The sequence below is a fragment of the Streptomyces sp. NRRL WC-3618 genome, from assembly GCF_001280005.1.
Lineage (GTDB): Bacteria > Actinomycetota > Actinomycetes > Streptomycetales > Streptomycetaceae > Streptomyces.
Map to the genome: position 1 here is coordinate 1 of NZ_LGDW01000043.1, position 22,366 is coordinate 22,366.

19 protein-coding genes and 3 pseudogenes are annotated in these 22,366 nt (G+C 70.9%); 13 read left to right on the forward strand and 9 right to left on the reverse strand.

Annotated elements, in window-relative coordinates; all coding sequences use genetic code 11:
• The 4 genes from ADL01_RS06580 to ADL01_RS06595 all read right to left on the reverse strand — a co-directional run.
• Window positions 1–2,247 (reverse strand): hypothetical protein (locus ADL01_RS06580; RefSeq protein ID WP_053740947.1); only part of this gene is annotated, 2,247 nt, incomplete at its 3' end.
• A complete protein-coding gene (locus ADL01_RS06585) occupies window positions 2,248–3,108 on the reverse strand; it encodes a hypothetical protein (protein WP_053740948.1) in 861 nt (286 codons plus the stop codon).
• 2 nt (window positions 3,109–3,110) lie between these two features.
• A complete protein-coding gene (locus ADL01_RS06590) occupies window positions 3,111–3,986 on the reverse strand; it encodes a vWA domain-containing protein (protein ID WP_234354527.1) in 876 nt (291 codons plus the stop codon).
• A 255-nt stretch (window positions 3,987–4,241) separates the two neighbouring features.
• Window positions 4,242–5,501, reverse strand: a complete 1,260-nt coding sequence (locus tag ADL01_RS06595; protein ID WP_199834771.1) for an amidohydrolase family protein — start codon at window positions 5,499–5,501, stop codon at window positions 4,242–4,244.
• Window positions 5,502–5,765: 264 nt separating this feature from the next.
• On the opposite strand from ADL01_RS06595, the gene ADL01_RS06600 reads away from it, so the two are divergent.
• From ADL01_RS06600 to ADL01_RS06610, 3 genes are all read left to right on the forward strand, one after another.
• Window positions 5,766–8,726: an AfsR/SARP family transcriptional regulator gene (locus ADL01_RS06600; protein ID WP_107090825.1), complete on the forward strand. Its 2,961-nt coding sequence runs from the start codon at window positions 5,766–5,768 to the stop codon at window positions 8,724–8,726.
• 231 nt (window positions 8,727–8,957) lie between these two features.
• A complete protein-coding gene (locus tag ADL01_RS06605) occupies window positions 8,958–9,158 on the forward strand; it encodes a hypothetical protein (protein ID WP_053740952.1) in 201 nt (66 codons plus the stop codon).
• A gap of 247 nt (window positions 9,159–9,405) precedes the next feature.
• Window positions 9,406–10,647, forward strand: a complete 1,242-nt coding sequence (locus tag ADL01_RS06610; protein ID WP_053740953.1) for a helix-turn-helix domain-containing protein — start codon at window positions 9,406–9,408, stop codon at window positions 10,645–10,647.
• 56 nt (window positions 10,648–10,703) lie between these two features.
• Here the strand turns inward: ADL01_RS06610 and ADL01_RS06615 are convergent, their stop codons facing one another.
• Both ADL01_RS06615 and ADL01_RS06620 read right to left on the reverse strand, forming a co-directional pair.
• Window positions 10,704–11,312 (reverse strand): DUF4232 domain-containing protein, encoded by a 609-nt coding sequence (locus ADL01_RS06615; protein ID WP_053740954.1) that lies wholly within the window; start codon window positions 11,310–11,312, stop codon window positions 10,704–10,706.
• 417 nt (window positions 11,313–11,729) lie between these two features.
• A pseudogene (locus tag ADL01_RS06620) lies at window positions 11,730–11,897 on the reverse strand (MBL fold metallo-hydrolase); the annotation flags it as partial.
• Between the two features lies 1 nt (window position 11,898).
• Here ADL01_RS06620 and ADL01_RS41460 point away from each other — a divergent pair.
• Window positions 11,899–12,036: pseudogene (locus ADL01_RS41460) on the forward strand (CGNR zinc finger domain-containing protein); the annotation flags it as partial.
• Here ADL01_RS41460 and ADL01_RS06625 read toward each other — a convergent pair.
• Complete coding sequence (locus ADL01_RS06625) at window positions 12,003–13,616, reverse strand: FadD3 family acyl-CoA ligase (RefSeq protein ID WP_053740956.1); 1,614 nt, start codon at window positions 13,614–13,616, stop codon at window positions 12,003–12,005. The pseudogene ADL01_RS41460 and the gene ADL01_RS06625 sit on opposite strands and share 34 nt — an antisense overlap.
• Window positions 13,617–13,726: 110 nt before the next feature.
• On the opposite strand from ADL01_RS06625, the gene ADL01_RS06630 reads away from it, so the two are divergent.
• From ADL01_RS06630 to ADL01_RS06640, 3 genes are read left to right on the forward strand one after another with little or no spacing between them, the layout of a single operon-like run.
• Window positions 13,727–14,911 carry a lipid-transfer protein gene (locus ADL01_RS06630; RefSeq protein ID WP_199834772.1) on the forward strand — a complete coding sequence of 395 codons (1,185 nt, stop codon included), beginning with the start codon at window positions 13,727–13,729 and terminating at the stop codon, window positions 14,909–14,911.
• Between the two features lie 3 nt (window positions 14,912–14,914).
• Window positions 14,915–15,331 (forward strand): Zn-ribbon domain-containing OB-fold protein, encoded by a 417-nt coding sequence (locus tag ADL01_RS06635; protein ID WP_053740958.1) that lies wholly within the window; start codon window positions 14,915–14,917, stop codon window positions 15,329–15,331.
• Window positions 15,328–16,098, forward strand: coding sequence for an enoyl-CoA hydratase/isomerase family protein (locus tag ADL01_RS06640; protein WP_053740959.1), 771 nt, complete (start codon window positions 15,328–15,330; stop codon window positions 16,096–16,098). The genes ADL01_RS06635 and ADL01_RS06640 overlap by 4 nt, the downstream gene beginning before the upstream one ends.
• A gap of 17 nt (window positions 16,099–16,115) precedes the next feature.
• Here the strand turns inward: ADL01_RS06640 and ADL01_RS06645 are convergent, their stop codons facing one another.
• A complete protein-coding gene (locus tag ADL01_RS06645; protein ID WP_234354528.1) occupies window positions 16,116–17,546 on the reverse strand; it encodes a vanadium-dependent haloperoxidase in 1,431 nt (476 codons plus the stop codon).
• Between the two features lie 295 nt (window positions 17,547–17,841).
• On the opposite strand from ADL01_RS06645, the gene ADL01_RS06650 reads away from it, so the two are divergent.
• Window positions 17,842–18,993 carry a sensor histidine kinase gene (locus tag ADL01_RS06650; RefSeq protein ID WP_053740961.1) on the forward strand — a complete coding sequence of 384 codons (1,152 nt, stop codon included), beginning with the start codon at window positions 17,842–17,844 and terminating at the stop codon, window positions 18,991–18,993.
• On the forward strand, window positions 18,990–19,646 hold the full coding sequence (locus ADL01_RS06655; protein ID WP_053740962.1) for a response regulator: 657 nt from the start codon (window positions 18,990–18,992) through the stop codon (window positions 19,644–19,646). Before ADL01_RS06650 ends, ADL01_RS06655 begins: the two co-directional genes overlap by 4 nt.
• Window positions 19,647–19,699: 53 nt before the next feature.
• Here the strand turns inward: ADL01_RS06655 and ADL01_RS06660 are convergent, their stop codons facing one another.
• Window positions 19,700–20,128, reverse strand: a complete 429-nt coding sequence (locus ADL01_RS06660; RefSeq protein ID WP_234354529.1) for a hypothetical protein — start codon at window positions 20,126–20,128, stop codon at window positions 19,700–19,702.
• A 332-nt stretch (window positions 20,129–20,460) separates the two neighbouring features.
• Between ADL01_RS06660 and ADL01_RS06665 the strand changes: the two genes are divergently transcribed.
• From ADL01_RS06665 to ADL01_RS06680, 4 genes and pseudogenes are all read left to right on the forward strand, one after another.
• Window positions 20,461–20,865, forward strand: a complete 405-nt coding sequence (locus tag ADL01_RS06665) for a hypothetical protein (protein ID WP_053740965.1) — start codon at window positions 20,461–20,463, stop codon at window positions 20,863–20,865.
• Window positions 20,862–21,530, forward strand: coding sequence for a class F sortase (locus ADL01_RS06670; RefSeq protein WP_199834773.1), 669 nt, complete (start codon window positions 20,862–20,864; stop codon window positions 21,528–21,530). The genes ADL01_RS06665 and ADL01_RS06670 overlap by 4 nt, the downstream gene beginning before the upstream one ends.
• Window positions 21,531–21,634: 104 nt before the next feature.
• The gene (locus tag ADL01_RS06675; protein ID WP_053740963.1) at window positions 21,635–22,126 is read left to right on the forward strand and encodes an RNA polymerase sigma factor; all 492 of its coding nucleotides are present in this window, start codon (window positions 21,635–21,637) and stop codon (window positions 22,124–22,126) included.
• Window positions 22,110–22,366, forward strand: a pseudogene (locus ADL01_RS06680) (hypothetical protein); the annotation flags it as partial. The gene ADL01_RS06675 and the pseudogene ADL01_RS06680, both read left to right, overlap by 17 nt.

Sequence of the window (22,366 nt, forward strand, 5' to 3'; positions counted from 1 at the left end):
CGCTTCCCCCCGCACGACCGCCAGTTCCGCCTCCACCCTGGCCCGTTCCACCCCTGCGCCCCCCAACTGCTTCTGCCGCTGCAGCAGTTCCGCCCGCCGCCGCTGCGTATCCATCGCCCGCTGCTGCCGCTGCCCCACAAGCCGACCGCGTTCGTCGGTGATCCGCCGCTGCAACGCCGCCTTCTTCTGCTGGGCCTCGGCCTCCGCCTGTTTGATCTCCGTCCGGTGCGCCACCCGGAGGGCGGCGATGTCGGCCTTGATCTGGGCCTTGGCCGCCGCCGGCGCCGTCGTGGGGGCGGACGCCCTCGCCCGGCGTTCCAGCCCCTGCCGCCAGTCGCTGAGGACGGCGGCGCGGGCCTCGCCGATGCCGGGTACCCGGATCCGCTGACCGGCGGGACCGACCAGGAACACCACGGACGGGTTGTGCGAGAAGTCCACGCCGATGAAGTCGGCCGCGCTGTGGATGCCCGCGTCCTGGAGCGCCTGCACCATCTTGCCGCCCATGTTGCTGAGCGACCGCGCCTCGTCGATCGGCGTCCTGCGCAGCTTGTCCTGGATGTGCGCCCTGATCGCGGGCTCCAGCGCCTTGTCGATCCGCCGCTGCTCCTTCGCCGCGAGCCCCACCAACTGCTGCTGGGCCTGGTCGGTACGACGGTTGAGGTCCATGGTGATACGGGCCTGGCCGTCGCGCAGCTCGATCTGCAGAGCCTGAACACGCTGGTCCGAGGCCGTGTTGTCCTTGGCGAGGGCGTCGTCGAGGACGCGGATCTCCTTCTCCAGGCGCTGATGGGCGCTCGCCGGGTCGGCCAGTTCACGGGAGCGCCGTTTCAGCTCACGCACCCTCGTGCGCGCCGCCCGGTACTCAGGGCGCCGGCGTCGCCCCCACCCGACCAGGGCGGCGGCGGTGAGCAGGGCTACGCCCTGTGCCGCGGGCAGGGCGTCCACGGGCTGGGCCGCCGCGAGGACCAGCGCACCCGGCGCGGACGTACTGAGCAGCGCGCCGACGGCGGCGACCAGGTCACCGGCGCCGCGCCCGCCGAACCCGGGGAGTCCGGCGCCGACGGGCTGCGGTGCCGGGGACGGGGTGGACGGGGTGGACGCGGAGCCGGGGGCCGCGGTGGCGAGGCGCCCCGCCATCCAGACGGGCACCCCGGACGCGGGCGCCCCGGCCGCGGGCGGCGTCCAGGACGTGACCGTGGGCCGCCGCCCCGCCCCGTACCCACCCGCACCACCAGTCCCCCCTGCCCCTGCCCCAGCCCCAGCCCCGGCTCGCGTCGACCTCCGCTGCGCCGGGAGCCGCACTGCGTCGGCGGTCAGGGGTGGCAGGGCGGACGCGGGCCTGCCGAGGAAGCCCTTGACCCGGCCGGCCACCTCCCGTACCCGCTGGTCCGGGTGGCTCAGCAGGACGGGCCAGGCCAGGGAGGCCGCCGGTTCCTTGAAGTCCGCCTCGGAGAGGATCAGGAACTCGCCGTGCCGGTCGTGGAGTTGGGTCCACAGGCCGGGGTCCGTGGCGACGGCGATGAGGGCCAGTTCGATGGTCCAGGCGGAGAAACGGTCCATGGCGGGGCCGAAGTCGGCGGCCGTACGGGAGGGCGACTGGTAGTTGCGGTGGCCGTTCTCGGTGGCCTGTTCGCCGCGCAGGGCGGGGACGTACATGCCGTCGTAGTCGACGAGGCGGAAGGTTCCGTCGGCGGCGACGAGGAGGTTGCCGTGCTGGAGGTCGCCGTGGGCGATGCCGTTCTGCTCCAGGTCGGCGGTCATGGCCAGGAAGCGGTCGGCGAGCGAGTGCAGGGCGGCCGGGTCGTGGAGGTTGCGTTCGATCCAGCTGATGAGTCCGGTGCCCTGGACCCAGGTCATCTTGACCGCCGGATACCACTCGCGGCCGACCAGTACGCCCTGCTCCAGGAAGTCGAAGCCGACCGGCCACGGCTGGGACATCCCGCTCGGGGCGAGTCCGCCGAGCGCCGAACTGATGGCGGCGTAGCGCCTGCCGAGCGTCGCGCTGTCCCGGGTGAAGCACTTCAGCGCGTACCGCTGCCCGCCGCGCGCCGTGATGGAGAAGACGCTGGCGAAGTTCCCGGAGATCGCCTTCGGACCCAGTACGGGGCTCTGCTGCACCGTGCCGAACTTCAACTCGGGATCCTGAAAGCACAGTTCGGGGTGCTGCAACGCCTCCGCGTAGTTCGCTCCCGTCGGGAACCTCCGGGCCGAGCCGGTTCCGGGGGCACCGCCGGGGGACACCGCCATCTACGCCTCCGCTCCCGCCCTCGTCCGGACGAGCGTCACGTCATCGTTGCGCATCCGGCCGCGCGCCCGCTGGTCGTCCACCCAATCGGCGAAGTCCTGCCGGTCGAAGGAGTCGAAGGCAGGGAGCGCCACAATCCCGTTGCCGCCTACGTCAGTTGCCTGTGACAGCACCCAGGCCGCCAACGCGTCGGTGGTGAGGAGGAGTTCATCCCCCGGGAGCAGCTCGCCCCATGCCACCCGCATCCGCTCCGCGACCAGCCGCACATCATGGTTCCGGCTCCCCAGGAGCTGCGGAGTGATCCCGAACTCCTCGACCGAGCGCACGGGGAAGGACTCGACCAGACGGCCGCCCCTCAGCTGGAACACACAGCTGTCGCCGAGGGCGAAGGCGAACCAGAACCAGTGGGTCGTGCCGTCGTCCAGGACGGTGGCCCGGATCTCGGCACCCAGCACCGTGGCGAACGCGCCCTTTTCCAGGCCGGGTTGCTCGTACCAGGCGATGGGCCTGCCCTGGGTGGCGCGCTCGGCCTGGTAACGGGTGAGGAAGGCGTCCCAGTGCAGTGCGGAGCGTTCCATCAAGTCCCGTACGAACGTGCCGAGTTCCTGCCACCAGTCACCGGCGAGTCGCATGGACTCGACGGCGTCGCGGACCAGGAGCGTGGCCCAGTCGCGGGCGAGGAGGCTCTCCGAGGCGCCGTCGGACACCGCGACGTACAGCGACGCGACGGCCCGTCCGGCGCTGTCGACGCCCGCCTCTCCGGACTGCCAGGAGTACGCGGCGTCCTCGCACTCCTGCTCGCTGCTGCCCGCCTTCTGTGTCCACAACCACTGCGCCGACGGCAGCGCCGGGATGTCCCCCATGGTCAGCGCAGCTCCGTCGCGCGGGTGCCGATGTCGAGGAACTCCACGATGGAGACGATGTCTGCGTTGTAGACGAAGCCCCGGGTCGTCTCGCTGACGCGGTGGCCCTGCGAGGCGGCGTACGAGCGCATGTGGCTGGGCAGGACGCTGGACATCTGGAACAGCAACTTGGCGTAGGTGTCCGGCAGTTGCTCCTCACTGTCCGGGAAGGTGATGGGGGCGCCACCGCTGCCGGAGACGTGCAGGTTGAAGAGGAGGACCGGGCCGTCGGCGGTGGCGTGCGAGGCGAGGCCGATGGCCGCGCTGGTCGGGTCGCCGTCGGTGGACTCGCCGTCGGTGAGGTTGAGGACGATGGGCGGGAAGCCGCTGGGGTGCGCTTCGACCCAGTTGCCCACAAGGGTGTCCGCGTAGCCGAGGGCGCGGGTCATCGGTGTGCCGCCGTTCGTCACCGGGTCCATCCAGACCGGGAACTGCACGGTCGTCTCGACCAGCCCGCCGGCGCCGTCCGGCACCTTCTTGGTCCGGCTCTCCACTCTCGCCGGGTTGTTGGCGACCTCGCTCAGCGGAACGAGGTCGCGGCCGGCGAGGGTGCCCTGGTAGGCGGAGCCGACATGCTGGTGTCCGTAGCCAATCACGGCGACGTGGAAGTAGTCGCGTACGCCTTCTTCCTTGGCGCACTTGACCGACAGTTCCGTCAGCAGCCGGTTGATGGCGCCGGCCACCACCTCGGCCCGTGGCTGTGTGGTCTCACCGCTCTCCATGGGATCGCTCATGGACGCGGACTGGTCCACGAGGAAGATGAAGCACCCCGGGTTGGTCCGGCTGATTTCGGCGGTGTACGGCAACGGTCGGCCCCCGTTTTTTTCCTGTGCGGTCACTGCGGTCACTGCGGACGCCAGGTCCTGTCATCACGACAAGATCCGAGTCGTCACGACAAGACCTGAGGGGACAGCCGCGTCCGGCAACACGTCTTCACAGTCCGACCACTTGGCCCCCCAAGGAAGTTCACGGTACCGGATGACCAGCGACGCTATGGGTTCTACGCCAGTTTCTTCCCATTGCTTGTACGCCAGTTTCTGCCCATGGCTTGTACGCCAGTTTCCTCCCCTCCCCCCAGGCCCTGTCGTGTCGGCCTACGCCGAACTGCCGGGATGCCACAGGCCTTCCGCCGTGAGCCCCAGCAACTCGATCGCGTTCCCTCGGACGATCCGTTCCACGACCGCCGGGTCCAGGTGCCCCATCTGCCTCTCGCCCACCTCACGCGAACCGGGCCAAGTGGAGTCGGAGTGGGGGTAGTCGGTCTCGTAGAGCACGTTGCCGACGCCGATCGAGTCGAGGCTGCGCAGTCCGAAGGCGTCGTCGAAGAAGCAGCCGTAGACGTGGTCGGCGAACAGTTCGGACGGCGGCCGGTGGACCTTGTCGGCGACGCCGCCCCAGCCCCGGTTCTCCTCCCAGACCACGTCCGCGCGCTCCAGGATGTACGGGATCCAGCCGATCTGGCCCTCCGCGTACATGATCTTCAGCTCCGGGAAGCGTTCGAACTTACCGCTCATCAGCCAGTCGACCATCGAGAAGCAGCAGTTGGCGAAGGTGATCGTGGAGCCGACGGCGGGCGGGGCGTCGGCGGACGTGGACGGCATCCGGCTCGACGAGCCGATGTGCATCGCGATGACCGTCCCCGTCTCGGCGCACGCGGCGAGGAAGGGGTCCCAGTCGTCGCCGTGGACGGAGGGCAGGCCGAGGTGCGGGGGTATCTCGGAGAAGGCGACCGCGCGGACGCCGCGGGCCGCGTTGCGCCGGACCTCGGCCGCGGCCAACTCCGCGTCCCAGAGCGGGATGAGGGTGAGGGGGATGAGGCGGCCGTGCGCCTGGGGGCCGCACCACTCCTCCACCATCCAGTCGTTGTACGCGCGCACGCCGAGCAGCCCGAGTTCGTGGTCCTCGGCCTCGGTGAAGGTCTGGCCGCAGAAGCGCGGGAAGGTCGGGAAGCAGACGGCGGACTGGACGTGGTTGATGTCCATGTCGGCCAGTCGGTGCGGGACGTCGTAGGAACCGGGGCGCATCTGCTCGTAGGTGATGATCTCGAGCTTGATCTCGTCGCGGTCGTAGCCGACGGCGGTGTCGAGGCGGGTGAGGGGGCGGCGCAGGTTCTCGTAGATCCACCAGTCGCCGATCGGGCCGTCGTCACCCGGTTCGCCCATGACGGGCTTGAAGCGGCCGCCGAGGAAGGACATCTCCTTCAGGGGCGCGCGGACCACGCGGGGGCCGATGTCCAGGTACTTCTTCGGCAGCCGGTCCTGCCAGACGCCGGGGGGCTCCACCGTGTGGTCGTCCACCGAGATGATCTTCGGAAAGGTGCTGGTCGTCTCCGTACTCTCCACAGTCGTCTCCATAACAGGCACGGTAGCGCCGATCTGACGGACCGTCAGCTATGTTGTCGTGCCCCCCTTTCCGTGGAACCCCGTGCGAAGACCGTGTGAGGACCCTGTAATACCTCGTGTGCCGACCTGTGATCACTGTCTCCAGAGCTGACGCACATGCCAAGAACAAGGCAAACTGACGTCCTGTGTCTTGAAGTTCGGCAGGGAGCGGTGATGGGTGACAAACCGGCTGTACCGCGGGTGCCGGCACAGCGGGATCCGAGGGATACGCCGGTCATGTCCCCGGCGGACTCTCCGGCTGATTCCTCGGCGGCGCTGCGCTTCAGCGTGCTCGGTCCGGTACGGGCCTGGCGCGACGAGACGCCGCTGCCCACCGGCTCCCCGCAGCAACGGGCGCTGCTCGCGGCGCTGTTGCTGCGCGAGGGCCGCACGGCGACGGCGGCCGAGTTGATCGACGCGCTGTGGGGCGAGGAACCGCCGTCGCAGGCGCTGGCGGCGGTACGGACGTACGCCTCGCGCCTGCGGAAGGTGCTGGGCGCCTGGGTGCTGGTGAGCGACTCCGGCGGATACGCGATCGGCTCGCTCGCGGAGGGCGCGCTGGACCTGACGGTGGCGCAGGAACTGGCCACGGAGGCGGAGAAGGCCAGGAGCGCCGGGGAGTTGCGCCACGCCCGGGACGTCCTCAACCAGGCACTCGACCTGTGGGACGGCAAGCCGCTGGCGGGGGTCCCGGGACCGTACGCGGAAGGACAGCGTGCCCGGTTGGAGGAGTGGCTCCTCCAACTCCTCGAATCTCGGCTCGACATGGACCTCGAACAGGGCTGTCACGCCGAGTCGGTCGGCGAGTTGACCGCCCTCACGGCCGAGCATCCCCTGCGTGAGCGGCTGCGCGAACTGCTGATGCTGGCGCTGTACCGCAGCGGTCGGCAGGCCGAGGCCCTGGCGGTGTACGCGGACACGCGCCGCCTGCTCGCCGACGAACTCGGCGTCGATCCCCGTCCCGGCCTCAAGGAGTTGCAGCAGCGCATCCTCCAGGCGGACCCGGGACTCGCCGAGCCCTCCGCCCCGCTCGCCCCCGAACCGGCGCCCGCACCGGTGCGGCCCGCGCAACTCCCCGCGACGGTCCCGGACTTCACGGGCCGCGCCGCCTTCGTCTCCGAGCTGAGCAAGGTCCTGTCGTCCGCCTCGTCGGCATCCTCGGCGCAGGGCAGAGTGATGGCGGTGTCCGCGCTGGCCGGTATCGGCGGCGTGGGCAAGACGACGCTCGCCGTGCATGTGGCCCACCAGGCCCGATCAGCCTTCCCCGACGGGCAGTTGTACATCGACCTCCAGGGCGCCGGCACCCAGGTGGCAGACCCGGAGACCGTCCTCGGCGCCTTCCTGCGCGCCCTCGGCACGGCCGACTCGGCGATCCCGGACTCGCTGGAGGAGCGCGCGGCCCTGTACCGCTCCGTGCTGGACGGCCGCCGGGTCCTGGTACTGCTGGACAACGCCCGCGACGCCGCCCAGGTACGTCCGCTGCTGCCCGGCACGGAGGGCTGCGCGGCCCTGGTGACCTCCCGGGTACGGATGGTGGACCTGGCCGGCGCCCACCTCGTCGACCTCGACGTCATGTCCCCCGAGGAGGCGCTCCAGCTGTTCACGAAGATCGTGGGCGAGGAGCGGGTCGCCGCGGAACGCAAGGCCGCCCTCGATGTGGTCGCGGCCTGCGGTTTCCTGCCGCTGGCGATCAGGATCGCGGCGTCCCGGCTGGCGGCGCGCAGAACGTGGACGGTGTCCGTCCTGGCGGAGAAGCTGGGCGACGAACGTCGGCGCCTGGACGAACTCCAGGCCGGCGACCTCGCCGTGAAGGCGACCTTCGAACTCGGCTACGGCGCCCTGGACGGCCAACAGGCCCGCGCCTTCCGGCTCCTGGGCCTCGCGGACGGCCCCGACATCTCGCTCGCGGCGGCAGCGGCCGTACTGGACCTGCCGGTCGACGACGCCGAGGAGGTCCTGGAGTCGCTGGTCGACACCTCGCTGCTGGAATCGGCGGCGCCCGGCCGCTACCGGTACCACGACCTCGTACGACTCTACGCGCGTTCATGCGCCGAACGGGACGAACACCCGCCCGGTGAGCGGGAGTCGGCGATGTCCCGGCTGCTGGACTTCTACCTCGCGACGGTCGCCGCGACCTACCGCGTCCAGCGCCCCGAGGACAAGCTCGTCGACCACCTCGAGTACGCCGAGTATCCCGGGCTGACGTTCGCCGACAGTCACGCCGCGCAGGACTGGGTGCACGCGGAGGCGGTGTGCGTGCTGGCCTGCGTACGGCAGTCCGCGACCCGGCCGCACACGCTGCGCCGCGCCGCCGACGTGCTGTGGGCGGCGGTCGAACTGGCCGAGTCCGGCACCAACTCCAGGGAGTACGAGGCGGTCGCGGCGACCGTGCGGGACGCCGCGCGGGCGGCAGGGTGCCGACGTACCGAGGCGCGCGCCCTGACGACGCTGGCCTTCGTGCACCACGTCTCCGGGAGCCTCTTCGACGCGGCCGTCCAGGAGTCGGAGCGGGCAACGGAGTTGGCGCTCGCGGCGGACGACCAGTACACGGCCTGCTGGTCGTCCAACATCAGCGGAGTCGTCGCCCTCTACCAGAGCCGGCACGACGCGGGCGAGGCCCACTTCACCCGCGCCATCGAGAGCTACCGCGCCTTCGCCGACCGCCCCGGTGAGGCGAGCGCCCTGTGCAACCTGTCCCGCATCCACCTCGCCACGGGCCGCACCGACAGCGCGGTCGCCCTCGCCCAGCAGGGCACGGCGATGTACGACGCGATGGGCCACACCGTACGAGGGGCCAACGGCCGTTACGCGCTCGGCCTGGCGCTCACCCAGAGCGGCCAGTTGACGGAGGCCGCCGGTCATCTCGACGAAGCGCTACGGGTGTTCAGGGACAGCAGGCAGCGCCTGTGGGAGGGCATGACCCTCTTCCGTCTCGCCGAGGTCGACCTCGCCGCCGCCCGCTCCGCCCGTGCTGCGGCCAACGCCGAGCAGGCGCTGACGGTACTGCGCGGCATCGGCGGCGAGTGGCGACGGGGCAACGTACTCACGGTCCTGGGGCGGGCGTTGCACGGCGTAGGCCAGCTGGACCGGGCCCAGGTGTGCTGGCAGGACGCGCTCGCCGTCTTCGAGTCGCTGGGGGCGCCGGAGGCGGAGGCGGTGCGGGATCTGCTGGGGCGGGCGACGCGTACGAGCTGCTGAAAGTCGCTCGGGCATACGGCGTAATATCCGGACCGACGCGACCGTTCATCGTTCGTTTATCGCCGTCCGGCAGGCTCGTCCCTGTCGAGCCGTCGCGTCGGGGGGCAGGCGGAACGACAGGGGGGCCGGACCTCTTGAGGTGAACCGGCCCAGGGGCCCGTCCCGCAGTCCGCGGGGGAGTCGCGGGACGGGCCCCGTTTTCCACCAGTCACCATTCAGGGGAGAGAGCAGATGAGCGACACAGTCAAGCCGACCGACGTCCACGCGACGAGCGAGCCGGCCACCGCCACCACGCTGAGCGACGTGCACGCGACGACCGAGCCGGCCAAGAAGACCAAGGCCACGGCGACGATCCTGGGCGACGTCCACGCGACGACGGAACCGACGACCACCAAGCCGGACGACGTCCACGCGACGGGCGAAACGGCCTGAGCCGTCGGCTCCGCCCCAACTCAACAGACGTACGACCTACGCACGGGGAACGACCGCGGTGGCGCGGAGGGGGAGCCATCGCGGTCGTCGTGTTTTCGGGGCGAGCCAGGCACACCGCGCGGCTGGATGACACGTTCGTGGAACCATCCCGGCCGTATTGACGTGCAGGTATGGGGAGTGCCTGGGATGCCGTCCCGTATCGGGACATGACTGCGCAGGCCGGCAGATGGATGCGAGTACGGACCGCATGGACGCAATCCACGATGACGTAGCGGAGTTCGCGTTGCTGCTGACGCGTCTGAAGGCGCGCACAGACCGCAGCTACTCGGCGCTGGCTCACCGTTTGGGCATGAATGCCTCCACGCTGCACCGCTACTGCGCCGGAGAGTCGGTTCCCCTGGACTTCACCAGGATCGAGCGGTTCGCCGCCCTCTGCGGGGCATCCCCCGAGGAGCGCGTGGAGTTGCACCGCCGGTGGATCCTGGCAGTCGCGGAACGGCAACGACCACGCCCCTCCGCTGCCCGGCGGGCACCGGCGCCCCACGACGCCACGAGCACCGCCGTATCGGCCGCGTCGGCCGCATCCACGAGTCACAGCAGCCCGGTGGACGAGGCACGGGAGCCAGTTTCGCCGGCCGACCGGCGGCCCCACACCGGGCTCCCCCGAAGACGACCCGTGCGATCGATGGCCCTGGGGGCATTGATCGTCGTCGCGCTCGCCGGCCTCACCACATCCGCTGCCGGACCCCCCGCCGATGGCGGTGAGTCGTCGCCCTCCGCCCGCACCACACCGAATGTCCCAGCACCGGCCGCGCGCGGCGGCGACATGGTCCCGGCGTCGGCCCCGCTCACCTGGACGGCCGACTCCCATCTCTGGCAACTCGAATGCGACCACGACTACGTCATCGCCAAGCCACCTCAGGAGGTCCCGCCGCCACCGACCCCGGCGGACGCCGAGGTGTGGGCCACGTCCCAACAGGCGGTACACGGAAGGACCACCAACCTGCGGATCTCGGTACAAGGACGCGGCTCCGCCGCCGTCGTCCTGGAGGCACTGCATGTGCGCGTGGTCAACCGCACCACGCCCGGCGTCCGCCGGGGCATCGCCTACTCCATGTACGAAGGCTGCGGCGCCATCCTCATCCCCCGCTACTTCTCCGTGAACCTCGACGCGCACCGGCCCCTGGCCCGGTCGATGCCCGGCAACGACCCGGGCAGACCGGTCACCGCGGTCGACTTCCCCTACCAGGTGTCCCTGCGGGAACCGGAGGTCCTGCTGGTCTCCGCACGCACCGAGTCCTGCACCTGCGACTGGTACCTCGACCTCGACTGGTCCTCACAGGGCCGGACCGGCACGGTGCGCATCGACGACCACGGCCGCCCGTTCCGCACCACCAGCATCAAGGGGCTACCGCACTACTGGTACCGCGACCCCCGAGGCTGGATCCCCATGACCACCACCTACGACAAGACGGAAACCGGCGGCTGACGAAGCAACAGGCCGCCTGGACCTCGACCGCGGGCAGCGGTCCGTAGCGGGGTCCTTCACTTCGACATGATGAAATCCAGGGCGTACCCCGGAGCGGTCGTCCAGTAGGTGACACGCTGAAAATCGTTCGCGTACAACGTCTCGACGGGCATGGGGACATCGATCGGCCTGCCCGCGCTGCTGCCGGGCTTGCGACCCTGGAGGCGGAGGGTGATGCTCTTCGCCTCGTACTCGTCCATGGGGCCGTTGACGAGCAGAGCCGCATACGCCTCCTCACCCGGAGCGAGGGTGACGGGCACCCCGGGGTTCGGGTCGCTCTCCTTGATCACGGGGGCCGTGGTCCGACCGGCACCAAGTCGCACGAGCGGGTAGCGGTAGAGGTCGCACTTCTTGTCGCCGGCGTTCTGGACGATGAGGAGGAGGTGCCTGGCGTCCTCGCTGTCCGCGGGCTCCTTCACGGCGGACACCCCGAGGACCTCCTGAGAGCAGGCGGCCACGGTGCTCTTGGCGCCGGCGCCCGGGCGGTGCGTCCCCGCGTGCTGGGCCTTCCCACTGATCGTCTGCGGCCCGGTGGCGGCTGCCTGTGCCGACACACCCCACCCAAGAGCCAGGACGAGGCCCGCGGACACGGCCACCCGGCGGCTCACAAGGGACTTCACGTTCATCTGCGTGTTCCTTTTCTGATCGGAGAGAGGTCACACACGCGCCCTCGGCAACCCTGCGGATCAAGGTGTGTGCCCAGGCGGTCGGCCGCTTCAGCCGGTGCGACGGCCACAGCATCGGATGCCTCGTGGACCTGGCACAACAGCCACCGCGCACCTGGGACGATGGGACATCTCACCCCCGATGACCTGCGGAAACACGGAAGCCTGGGATGTCGATGTGGGATAGGCGCCCCCCCCTGGGGCGGTCCCCGAGAGCATGCGGTCGTGGGCGTCCCGGAAGTCGGCCCCGGTGGCGGCGGGCCGCTGAGACGGCCTACCCACACGCCCGATGACACGGCGGCCGCGGAGCACGTCCCCGCGGCTGCCGCCGTATGTGCCTGAACCGGTGCGGTGAGCCGGCGCCATCAGTCGTTGCCGTCAGCCCAGTTGCAGCCGGTCGGCCAGTCCGGCGGCGGTGAAGGCGGCCACGATGTCGGCACGGCTTTCGGTGAAGTGGGCCCAGCTGTCGCAGTGGACGGGCACCACCCGGCGCGCTCCGAGGATCGTGGCCGCTTCGGCGGCCTGAACGCTGTCGAGGACGAGCAGCCTCGCCGCCTGCGGCTCCGCCCCCTGCACGCGCTATCTCCTGCGCACCGGCCGCCGCCACTGGTGCTCCACCCGCTGCGGCGACCGCGCTCGCGCGGCCCGCGCCTACGCCCGGCGCACCCAGCCCGCCTCCCCCTGAACTCCCTCCCGCAACTCCCCCTTGACCACCTTCCCGCTCGCGTTCCGGGGCAGCCCGCCCACGAACTCCACCGCCCTCGGCACCTTGTAGTTCGCCATCTCGCGTCGCGCCCAGGCGATCAGGTCGTCCCCCGTCAGGCTCGCCCCCGGCCGTCGCACCACGTACGCCTTCCCGACCTCCCCGAGGCGCGCGTCCGGGACGCCGATCACCGCCACGTCCGCCACATCCGGGTGCAGGCCGAGCTGCTGCTCTATCTCCGCCGGGTAGGCGTTGAAGCCGCCGACGATGAACATGTCCTTGAGTCGGTCGGTGATCCGCAGGTTGCCGTCGGCGTCCAGCACGCCCACGTCCCCTGTCCTCAACCAGCCTTCTCCCGTGACGACTTCGGCCGTGGCGTCCGCGTCCTCGAAGTAGCCCCGCATCACGTTGAAGCCCCGCACCAGCACCTCCCCGGGCTCGCCCACCGGCGCCTCCACCCGCACCTCGACCCCCGGAATCGCCCTTCCGGACGTCGACGCGATCACCGGCGCCGCGTCACCCCGGCGGCACATCGTGACGATCCCGCTCGCCTCGGACAGCCCGTACGCCGTCAGGACGGTGGCCACGTCCAGTTCCGTGCGCAACCGTTCCACCAGCCGCAACGGCACCACCGCCGCGCCCGTCACCACCAGTCGCAGGCTCGACAGGTCGTACGCGTCCCGGGACGGGTGGTCCAGGACGGACTGGAGCAGGGTCGGCGGGCCGGGGAGGACCGACACCCGCTCCGCCGCCACGTTCGCCAGTACCGTGTCGACGTTGAACACCGGCTGCGGGATCACCGTCGCGCCCCGCATCAGGCAGGCCAGCACCCCCGCCTTGTAGCCGAACGTGTGGAAGAACGGGTTCACGACGAGATAGCGGTCCCCTTCCCGCAGGCCCGCCAGCTCGCTCCAGATCTCGTACGCGCGCAGCGACTGCGCATGGGTGATCACGGCCCCCTTCGGCCGTCCCGTCGTGCCGGACGTGAAGACGATGTCCGAGGGATCGGAGCCCTCCACCGCCTCCGCCCGCGCCCGCACGACCGCCGGGTCGATCCCCTCGCCGCCCGCCAGGAAGTCCTTCCACGTACGGAACTCAGCCGGCGCGTCCTCCCCCAGCACCACCACGTCCGTCAGTCCGGGAAGCCCCGGCAGGGGACCCTCGCCGTCGCCACGCCCGGCAGCCCTCCGCAGGGAGGCCACGTACGACGTGCCCAGGAACGTCCCCGTCACGAACAGCAACTTGGCCCGGCTGCGCGCCAGTACGTACGCCGCCTCCGTCCCCTTGAAGCGCGTGTTCAGCGGCACGAGGACCGCGCCGGCCGACACCGCGCCCAGCGCGGACACCATCCAGTCGAGGGAGTTGGGCGCCCAGATCGCCACCCGGTCGCCGGCCACCACCCCGCTCGCGACACAGGCCGCCGCCGCGCGTTCCACCCGCGCGCCCAACTCCGTGTACGAGACGCGCGTACGGCCGTCCACGACCGCCTCGGTGTCGCCGTACCGCTTCACCGCCGCCCGGACCAGCCCCGGAATGCTGCCCCACTCCACGTCACCGCACACCGCGAGCCTCCCCGCAACACCTCACCGCACAAGAGCTGACTGACCGTCAGATTAGCTGTAACCTGACGCCCTGTCAGCAGCCGGGCACTCGCGCGGAGGTGTGTGCAGTCATGGCAGTCGCACCAGTTATGGCCGGTAGCGGGGACGTCACCGGGATCAAGGACGCCACCGCCATCGCCGGGATCGGACAGACCCCCTTCGCCCGTCAACTCCCCGAGAGTGAACGTACGTTGGCGTGCCGGGCGATTCTCGCCGCGCTCGACGACGCGGGCATCGCCCCGGCCGAGGTCGACGCCCTCGCCTCCTACACCATGGAGGAGACCGACGAGGTCGAGGTCGCCAAGGCGCTCGGCCTCGGAGACCTCACCTATTTCTCCAAGGTCGGCTACGGCGGCGGCGGTTCCTGCGCCACCGTCGCCCATCTCGCCGCCGCGATAGCCAGCGGGCAGGCCACGGTCGGCGTCGCCTGGAGGTCGCGGAAGAGAGGCTCCGGGCCCCGCCCGTGGCGCAACACCACCGCCCAACTTCCCACCCCCGCGCAGTGGACGCGCCCCTTCGGGCTCCTGCGGCCCTCCGACGAGATCGCGATGCTCACGCGCCGCCACATGCACGAGTACGGCACGACCCGCGACCACCTCTTCAACGTCGCCCTCGCCTGCCGCAACCGGGCGAACCAGAACCCGGCCGCGATCATGTACGACCGTCCACTCACCCGCGAGATGTACATGACCTCCCGCTGGATCAGTGAGCCGCTGTGTCTGTTCGACAACTGCCTGGAGACCGACGGGGCGTTGGCCTGTGTCGTCGTGTCGGCGGAGCGGGCGCGGGACTGCCGGCGCGCCCCCGTCTACATCCACTCCGCCGCCCAGGGCCTGCCCGCCCAGCACCACGGGATGGTCAACTACTGGAACGACGACCCGCTGACCGGCCCGGCCTGGACAGCCGCCCGACACCTGTGGAAACACGCCGACTTCACCCCCGACGACGTCCAAGTGGCGCAGATCTACGACGCGTTCACCGCCCTCATCCCCCTCTCCCTGGAGGGCTACGGCTTCTGCGGACGCGGTGAGGGCGGCGCGTTCACCGAGTCAGGCGCCCTGGAGATCGGCGGCCGGCTGCCGATGAACACCGGCGGGGGCGGCCTCAGCGAAGCGTACGTCCACGGCTTCAACCTCATCACCGAGGGCGTGCGACAACTGCGCGGCACCAGCACCGCCCAGGTCCCCGGCGCCGCCACCTGCCTGGTCACCGCGGGCGAGGGCGTCCCCACCTCCGCCCTTCTGCTGAGGAGCTGAGAGATGCTGACACCGGTCGTCGACGAAGACGGCGCCCCCTTCTGGGAGTACGCGGCCCGGGGCGAACTCCGCGTCCAGACCTGCGCCGACTGCGCCGAACCCCGCTTCCCGCCCCGCCCCTGCTGCCCCCACTGCCAGTCCTTCGCGAGCGAGTGGCGGCCGGTCAGCGGACACGGACGCGTCTGGTCGTACGTCGTCCCGCACCCCCCGCTCCTCCCGGACTACGCCGAGCAGGCCCCGTACAACGTGATCGTCGTCGAGCTGGCGGACGCACCGCGCATCCGGCTGGTCGGCAACCTGGTGAGCGGGCCCGACGCACCCCTCAACTCCCTTCCCCCGGACCGGATTCGCATCGGCGCGCGGGTGCGGGTCGTCTTCTCCTCCACCGGGCTTCCGCAGTGGATCCTGGAGCGCCCGTGACCCTACGTCTGTCCGCCGACAAGGAGACCGGGGTCGCCGTCGTCACCCTCGACCGGCCGGCGAAACTCAACGCTCTCGACCTCGCCACCGCCGCCGAACTGGCCGTCACCTGGCAGGAGTTGCGCTTCGACGACACCGTACGGGCGATCGTCCTCACCGGCGCCGGGCCGCGCGCCTTCTGCACGGGCCTCGACCGCTCCGCGACCGTCCCCCAGCCCAACTCGCCCTACATGGTGGACGATCCGCTCGAAAGGATCGGCCCGAAGGCGAACGACCTGTGGAAGCCGGTGATCGCGGCGGTCAACGGCATGGCCTGCGGCGGCGCCTTCTACCTCCTCGCGGAGTCGGAGTTCGTCGTCGCCGACCCGACCGCGACCTTCTTCGACCCGCACACCACGTACGGCATGGTCAGCGCGTACGAGACGATGGGCATGGCGCAGCGGATGCCGTACGGGGAGATCGCGCGGATGGCGCTGATGGGGACGGCGGAGCGGGTGTCGGCGGCGCGCGCCCACGCGATCGGCCTGGTCAGCGAAGTCACCGCGCCCGGTGGGTCGTTGGCGGCAGCCGTGGAGTGCGCCCGGGTCATCGCGTCGTATCCGCCGGAGGGCGTACAGGGCACGGTCCGGGCGGTGTGGGCGGCGAAGGAGGCGGCCCGCACGCACGCCCTCGCGTACGCCCCGCACCTGGTCCGCCTCGGCAACCTGCCGGGCGACAGACAGTCGGAACTGTTCGCCGCCCGCACCCGGGAATTCCGCTTGCGATAGCGATGCCCGCTCTTCGCCTAGAGCTTGCCCAGCTTCGTGGTGTAGACCTGGGCCGCGACCTTGTCACCCAGGGTGAGGCCGTCCTCGGCGTCCCACGGGAAGTGGACTCCGAGCCAGACCCTGCTGAAGGCGTCCTCGGTGGCTGCCGCGCTGAAGCTGGTGAAGCGGCGGGTCTTCACCGGTGACTGGGGCTCGTCGGTGGTCATGTCGAAGGCGATGTCGTCACTGCCGAAATAGCGCTTCATCACGCCCGCCCAGGCCCCGCCGAACGTCGCGTGCCCCGACGCCCAGGCCGGGAAGCACGGGGTGAAGTTCACGCCCGCCCGGGTTTTCAGCAGGGGCTTCCACTGCGGGTCGAGCCCGCTCTCCCGGATCGCGGACACCGGCCGCCACAGGTCGATCGGGGTCAGGAACTTCACGTCCCGTACCGCGATCCCGGCGTCCGCCATGGCGAGGGAGACGAGCGCGAACAGCCGAGCGTTCTCGTACGTGTTCAGATGGCGGGCCTGGGAGACCTCCCTGGTCGCCTGAAGCAGCTGGCCGGGCGGCTTGTAGGTGCCGTCCTCGTCGTTGGCCCAGAACCAGGCCGCCGCCTCCTGATCCGGCGTCCGGTTGACGACAGGCGTGCGCGCGGTCGGCTTGTCGGCGCCGGCCGACCGCGCCGCCTCGACCTGCGCCTTGTAGGCGTCGCTGGCCAGCAACTTCTCGTACGTCCCGTACAGGCCCGGGTTCGCCGGGCGGAACTGCGAGCCGGAGGTGAGGGCGAAGGGCTTCACCTGGCCCCAGAACGGCGTGACCGCCTGGCTGTCGCGCTCGCAGGACGGATCGGGCATGTCCGGGTAGCTGGTGGGCCGCCACGCGCCCGGCTTGTTGTCGCCGGCGTACACCTTCTCGTTGCGGGAGCCGTCGTCGTTGCGCGCGTTCCTCATCTGCGTGACCATGCGGTTGACGACCGTGACGTCGAGCAGATCGAAATCGGTCGGCTCGGTGCCGAACCGGTCACGGAACTTCTTGTCGAGGAACTGCGTCTGCCGCTCGCCGTACAGCCCGAGCAGGATGTTGTACGCCGTACGGCCGATCACCCGCTCCTCTTCGTCGGGACCCTCGACCCACCCGTCGTACTTGTGGGCGGAGATGTACGGCTCCGAGGTGATCCTGCCCTTCCACTTCAGCTGGTACGAGCTCTCCGCGTCGTAGATCGCCGCGTTCAGCATCGCCGCGGAACGGGACATCGGCCCCGGTCCGCCACCCTCACGACGGATGACCTGGAGCAGGACGTCGTTCCAGTAGTGGACGGGATCGGCGATCTGCTGGGGCGGCAGTGCCGCCTGTGCGGGCTGCGAAGCGACGGTGAGCGCGCTGCCGGTGGTGGCCAGCACCGCCGCCGTGGCCAGCACCCGGCGCCACATACCCGTGCTCGGCCGGACAGATCTGGTGCTCGTGGACATGTCGACTCCCCTGGTTGAGTAGAGACAGGTGCTGCGCCACTCCCCTGCGGTGGCGCAGACGCTGGAAGGTCATTCCGTTGAACGGACGCGACGCGACGCACGAACGCGACGCGCGGACGCGACTCGTCGTCGTCCTGTCCTGGTCCAGGACGCTACGGGCGGGCCGCGTGGAGCGTCGTCCCACGCTGGTTGGCGCTCCGGGCCGACCAGCGTGGTAGCCGTGCGGTTCCTGCAACTTCTGCGGTACCGCAGGAGTTTGACGCCCCGCCGGCCGGACGGGCCGTACGCTGCTGCGATGCGGATCCGCCCCCTTGCCGTCGACGCGCTGATCGTCGCGGCGCTGACCGGTGTGGCCCTGCTGCTGGGGCCGGAGGCGGCGCGGCAGGGGCACCATCCGCTCGACGCGACCGCCTACGCGCTGGTCGTCCTGGTCCACCTGCCGCTCGTGCTCCGGGGCCGGGCCCCGGTCGTGGTCTGCTGCGTCGTGCACGCGACCTGGCTGGTGTACATCACCGCCGGCTACTGGCCCGTCGTGTGCAGCTTCGGCCCCATGCTCGCCGTCTACACCGTCGCCTCCGTGCGAGCGCCACGCGTCTCCGTCGCCTGCGCCGCGCTGATGGGCGGGGTCTGGATCTACGCGGGCGCGGTGAACCACACCGACGGCTGGGCGTCCGTCGCCGGACAGGCCGTGGTCTACCCGGCGATGCTGTGGCGGTTCGGCGCCCTCGCCCGGCGCGCGGCCGAACTGGCCCGGCAACTGCGCCGGGAACAGGCCGAAAGGGCCCGGCGCGAGGTGGCCGAGGAACGCGGCCGGATCGCCCGCGAACTGCACGACGTGGTCGCCCACCACCTGTCCGTGATCTCCGTGCAGACCGGTCTCGCCCGGTTCGTCTTCGACACCGACCGCCTCACCACGCGTACCGCGCTCGACACGATAGAAGCCACCGGCAAGGAGGCCCTCGAAGAGCTGCGCCGCATGCTCATGGTGCTGCGCGCCGCCGACGACGGCGCCCCCGCAGGCCCGATGCCGGGCCTGGCCCGCCTCGGCGAGATGACCGACCGGCTGCGCTCCGGCGGGACCCGGGTCGCCCTGACCGTCGAGGGCACCGAGCGCGACCTGGCCCCCGGCGTGGAACTGTGCGCGTACCGGGTGGTGCAGGAGGCCCTGACCAACGTCCTCAAGCACGCGCCCGGCGCGAGCGCCCAGGTACGGCTGAGGTACGAACCGCACCAGGTGACAGTTTCGGTCACGGACGACGGGCAGGGGGTGATTCCGGCCAGAGTGGGAACCGGCGGCGGCCACGGCTTGCCCGGCATGCGGGAGCGGGCCAAGCTCTACGGCGGGCAGATCGACATCGGCCCGCAGGACCAAGGTGGCTTCGCCGTACGGCTGGTCCTGCCGACCTCCGCGCGGGCCGCACAGCAGGGGGACGACACCACCACATGACCACCGTGCTCGTCGTGGACGACCAGTTCCTCATCCGGGCCGGCCTGGTGGGGCTGCTGCGTGCCGCACCCGGTATCGAGGTCGTCGGCGAGGCGAGCGACGGCGCGGAGGGCGTGCTCCTCGCCGCCCGGACCGCCCCCGAGGTGATCCTGATGGACGTCCGGATGCCCGGCATGAACGGCATAGAGGCCACCGAACGCATCCTCGCCGAGGCCGGCGACCCTCCACCCCGGATCCTGATGCTGACCACCTTCGACCTCGACGAGTACGTGTACGGGGCACTGCGCGCCGGAGCCTGCGGGTTCCTGCTCAAGGACTCCGGCCCGGAACGCCTGCTCGCCGCCGTCGCCGCCATCGCCGGTGGCGACGCGCTCTTCGCGCCCAGCGTCACCCGCCGCCTGGTGGAGGCGTACGCCCGGCAGACCGCCTGCGAACAGCCCCCCGATCTGCGGGCGTTGACCGCCCGCGAACTGGAGGTACTGAAACTGATCGCCCGCGGCCTGTCCAACCTGGAGATCGCCGAGCGCCTCTACATCAGCGAGGCGACCGTCAAGACCCACCTCAACCGCACGATGACCAAACTGAACCTGGACAGCAGGGCGCAGGCCGTGGTGGTGGCGTACGAATCGGGGCTCGTGACTCCGGGCGGATAGCGGCCGGGGACCGCCGGGGAGGGCCGGGCGCGCTGGCAGCCCCATGGCCTGGATCAGTGAACGTAGATGCAGGCCTCCCCGCCGTAGTGCTGCGAGCCGCCGCTGGCGATCCAGAGCTTGGCGCAGTAGTTGCCCGCCCTCGAAACGGAGGCGTTGAGGACAAAGACGTCCGTCAGGTTGTTGGTGGAGGCTTGCAGGCCGTTCTTCCAGTGCACGCCGCCGGCCTTGATGTATTCGATGTGGATCGACTTCGCGTTGTTGTTGTCGGTTCGCCTCGCGCTCCCTTCGACCTGCTCGACATACAGGCCGTGACCGGTGATCTCGTAACAGACCTCCCAGTACCCCAGGGAGTCGGACCCGCCGTTTCCACAGACTCTTGCGGAAGCGGAGGCGGGGCTGGCTGTCGCCAGGGTGGCGAGGGTCATCACGCCGGCGGTGACGGACGCGGCCAGAACGCGCCGACTTCTACGGTGCGACCTCATGGGTCCCCCTTCTTCGGTTTCTTCGGTTTCTTCGGTTGCCGGCCTAACGAAGGATCCGGCTCGACGGGGAGAGCCTGGCATTTCACGTACTCGATGCCATCCCGCGCTCGTACGAGTGCGGGTAAACCTGTGGCGTACGTACGGGGTAAACCCCTGGGGTAGCAGAGGCAAGCCCGGCCACTCTGACGCCCTTTGCCATCTCTTTACAACCCGTCCGGCCGCCGTGTCGTCTCTCCGCTCGATCCGTCACTCAGCCCGCCCAGCCCAACCCGCCCTCTTCCGGGCGGGGTTCGGGGCGGACGACGAAAGAGAGCGATTCCATGCGCCGTACCGTGCGCCGTACTGTCCTCAGCGCCGTGGCACTCGCGGCCACCGCCGTACTCGCGGGCACCGCGCCCGCGTTCGCCGACGACACGACTCCGACCCCGACCGCGACCGTGGCCCCCAGCACCGCGCCGACCCAGGACACCCAGCCGACCCCCGCGCCGACCAAGGCACCGGCCCCGGCCGGGGAGGCCACCCCCGTTCCCGGCGATGCCCCCGCCAAGGACGCCCCCACCCAGGCCCCGGCCCAGGTGGCCGAGGTCCCGAAGGGCGCGCCCAACACCGGCGTGACCGAGACGTCGACGGACTCCGGAACTCCGGGGGCCCTGATCGGCGGGGGCGCCGCCGCCGCGTTCGCCGTGGGTGGCGCCGCGGTGTTCGTCGTACGCCGTCGGCGGGCGACCGGGGCGTGACCGTGCTCTCCAGGCGCGCGTTCGGGACGGCGGTCACGGCGGCGACGGCCACGCTGCTCGTGGGCTGCTCCTCGAGCGGCGAGGGCGTACGGACGACAGGGACCGCGAGTCCCGGCAGCTCCGCGCCACGGCCGAACTCCGGCAAGCCGCAATCGACCTCCCGTCAGCACGCGTCCGCGAACTCCGTCCGGGCGGTGGGCCGTTCGGCGCCCGTCCGGCTCCGGATCCCCGCCATCGGGGTCGACACCCCCGTCATGCGGCTCGGCCTGGCGCCCGACCGCACCGTGCAGGTGCCCCCGGTCAGCGATCACGACCAGGCCGGCTGGTACGAGCACTCGCCGACGCCGGGTCAGACCGGCCCGTCGGTGATCCTCGGCCATGTCACGGTCGGCGCGTACGGGGACGGTGTCTTCCACGACCTGTCGCGGCTGCGCCGGGGCGAGAAGATCGTGGCGCGCCTGGAGAACGGTACGCGGGCCGAGTTCACGGTCACGTCCCTGCGGACGGTGGCCAAGGCCGACTTCCCGGCGGAGGACGTCTACGGGAACGTGAGCCGCCCGGAGCTTCGGCTCATCACCTGCGGCGGGCCCCGGGACGCGGGCAGCTACCTCGACAACGTGATCGTGTTCGCCGAGCTGACGTCGACGTCGCCGCCGAGACCGTGAACGTACTCGCACCGAAAGGACGGCGGGCCGCCGGAACGTACGCCGGTGGCCCGCCGTCCTCCCCCACGAGTGCCACGCCGGTGGCAACAGCACCATGGAGAGCGTTGAAACGGTCCCGCGACAAAGCAGCGTCCGAGCTGTTCGCCGCCCTCTACCCACGCCTGGCCGGCTGGTGCCGCCGGCTCGTCGACGACGACGAGACGGCCCACGAGATCGCCTCGGAGGCGTTCACCCGGCTGTGGGCCCGCTGGACCTCGGTGGAGGAGCCGCGCGGCTTCCTCTATGTGACGGCGGCCAACATCGTCCGGGACCACTGGCGCAAGATGGAACGCGAACGCAAGGCCATGCGGCACGTGACGTCGGAGGCGGCCCTGCGCCCCCACACCGACCCGTCGGACCCGTCCATCCGCCTCCTCGTCCAGTCCCTGCCGGAACGACTGCGCGTCCCGATCCTCCTGCACTACTACGCTGACATGCCGATCCGGGACGTGTCCGCGCTGACCGGACGCAAGGAAGGAACCATTAAGGCCGACCTCCACGCGGCCCGTGAACTGCTCCGCGCCCACCTGAGGAAAAGCCTTGACCACACGCTTTGACGAAGAAGACGACCCGGATCTCGGTCCCCCCGGCCCCGACCACGACCCGGACGACCCGCTCCTGATCCTCCTGGCGCCCACCACCACGCCCGCCTACCTGGGCGCGCCCCCGGGCCGCTACGAGGAGATCCGCCGCACCGCGACCCGCCGCCGCCGAACCCGCGCGGCGGCCGGAGTGGGCATGGCCTGCGCAGTCGCCGCCCTCATCGCCCTCCCCCTCACCCTGACGACGACCCAAAC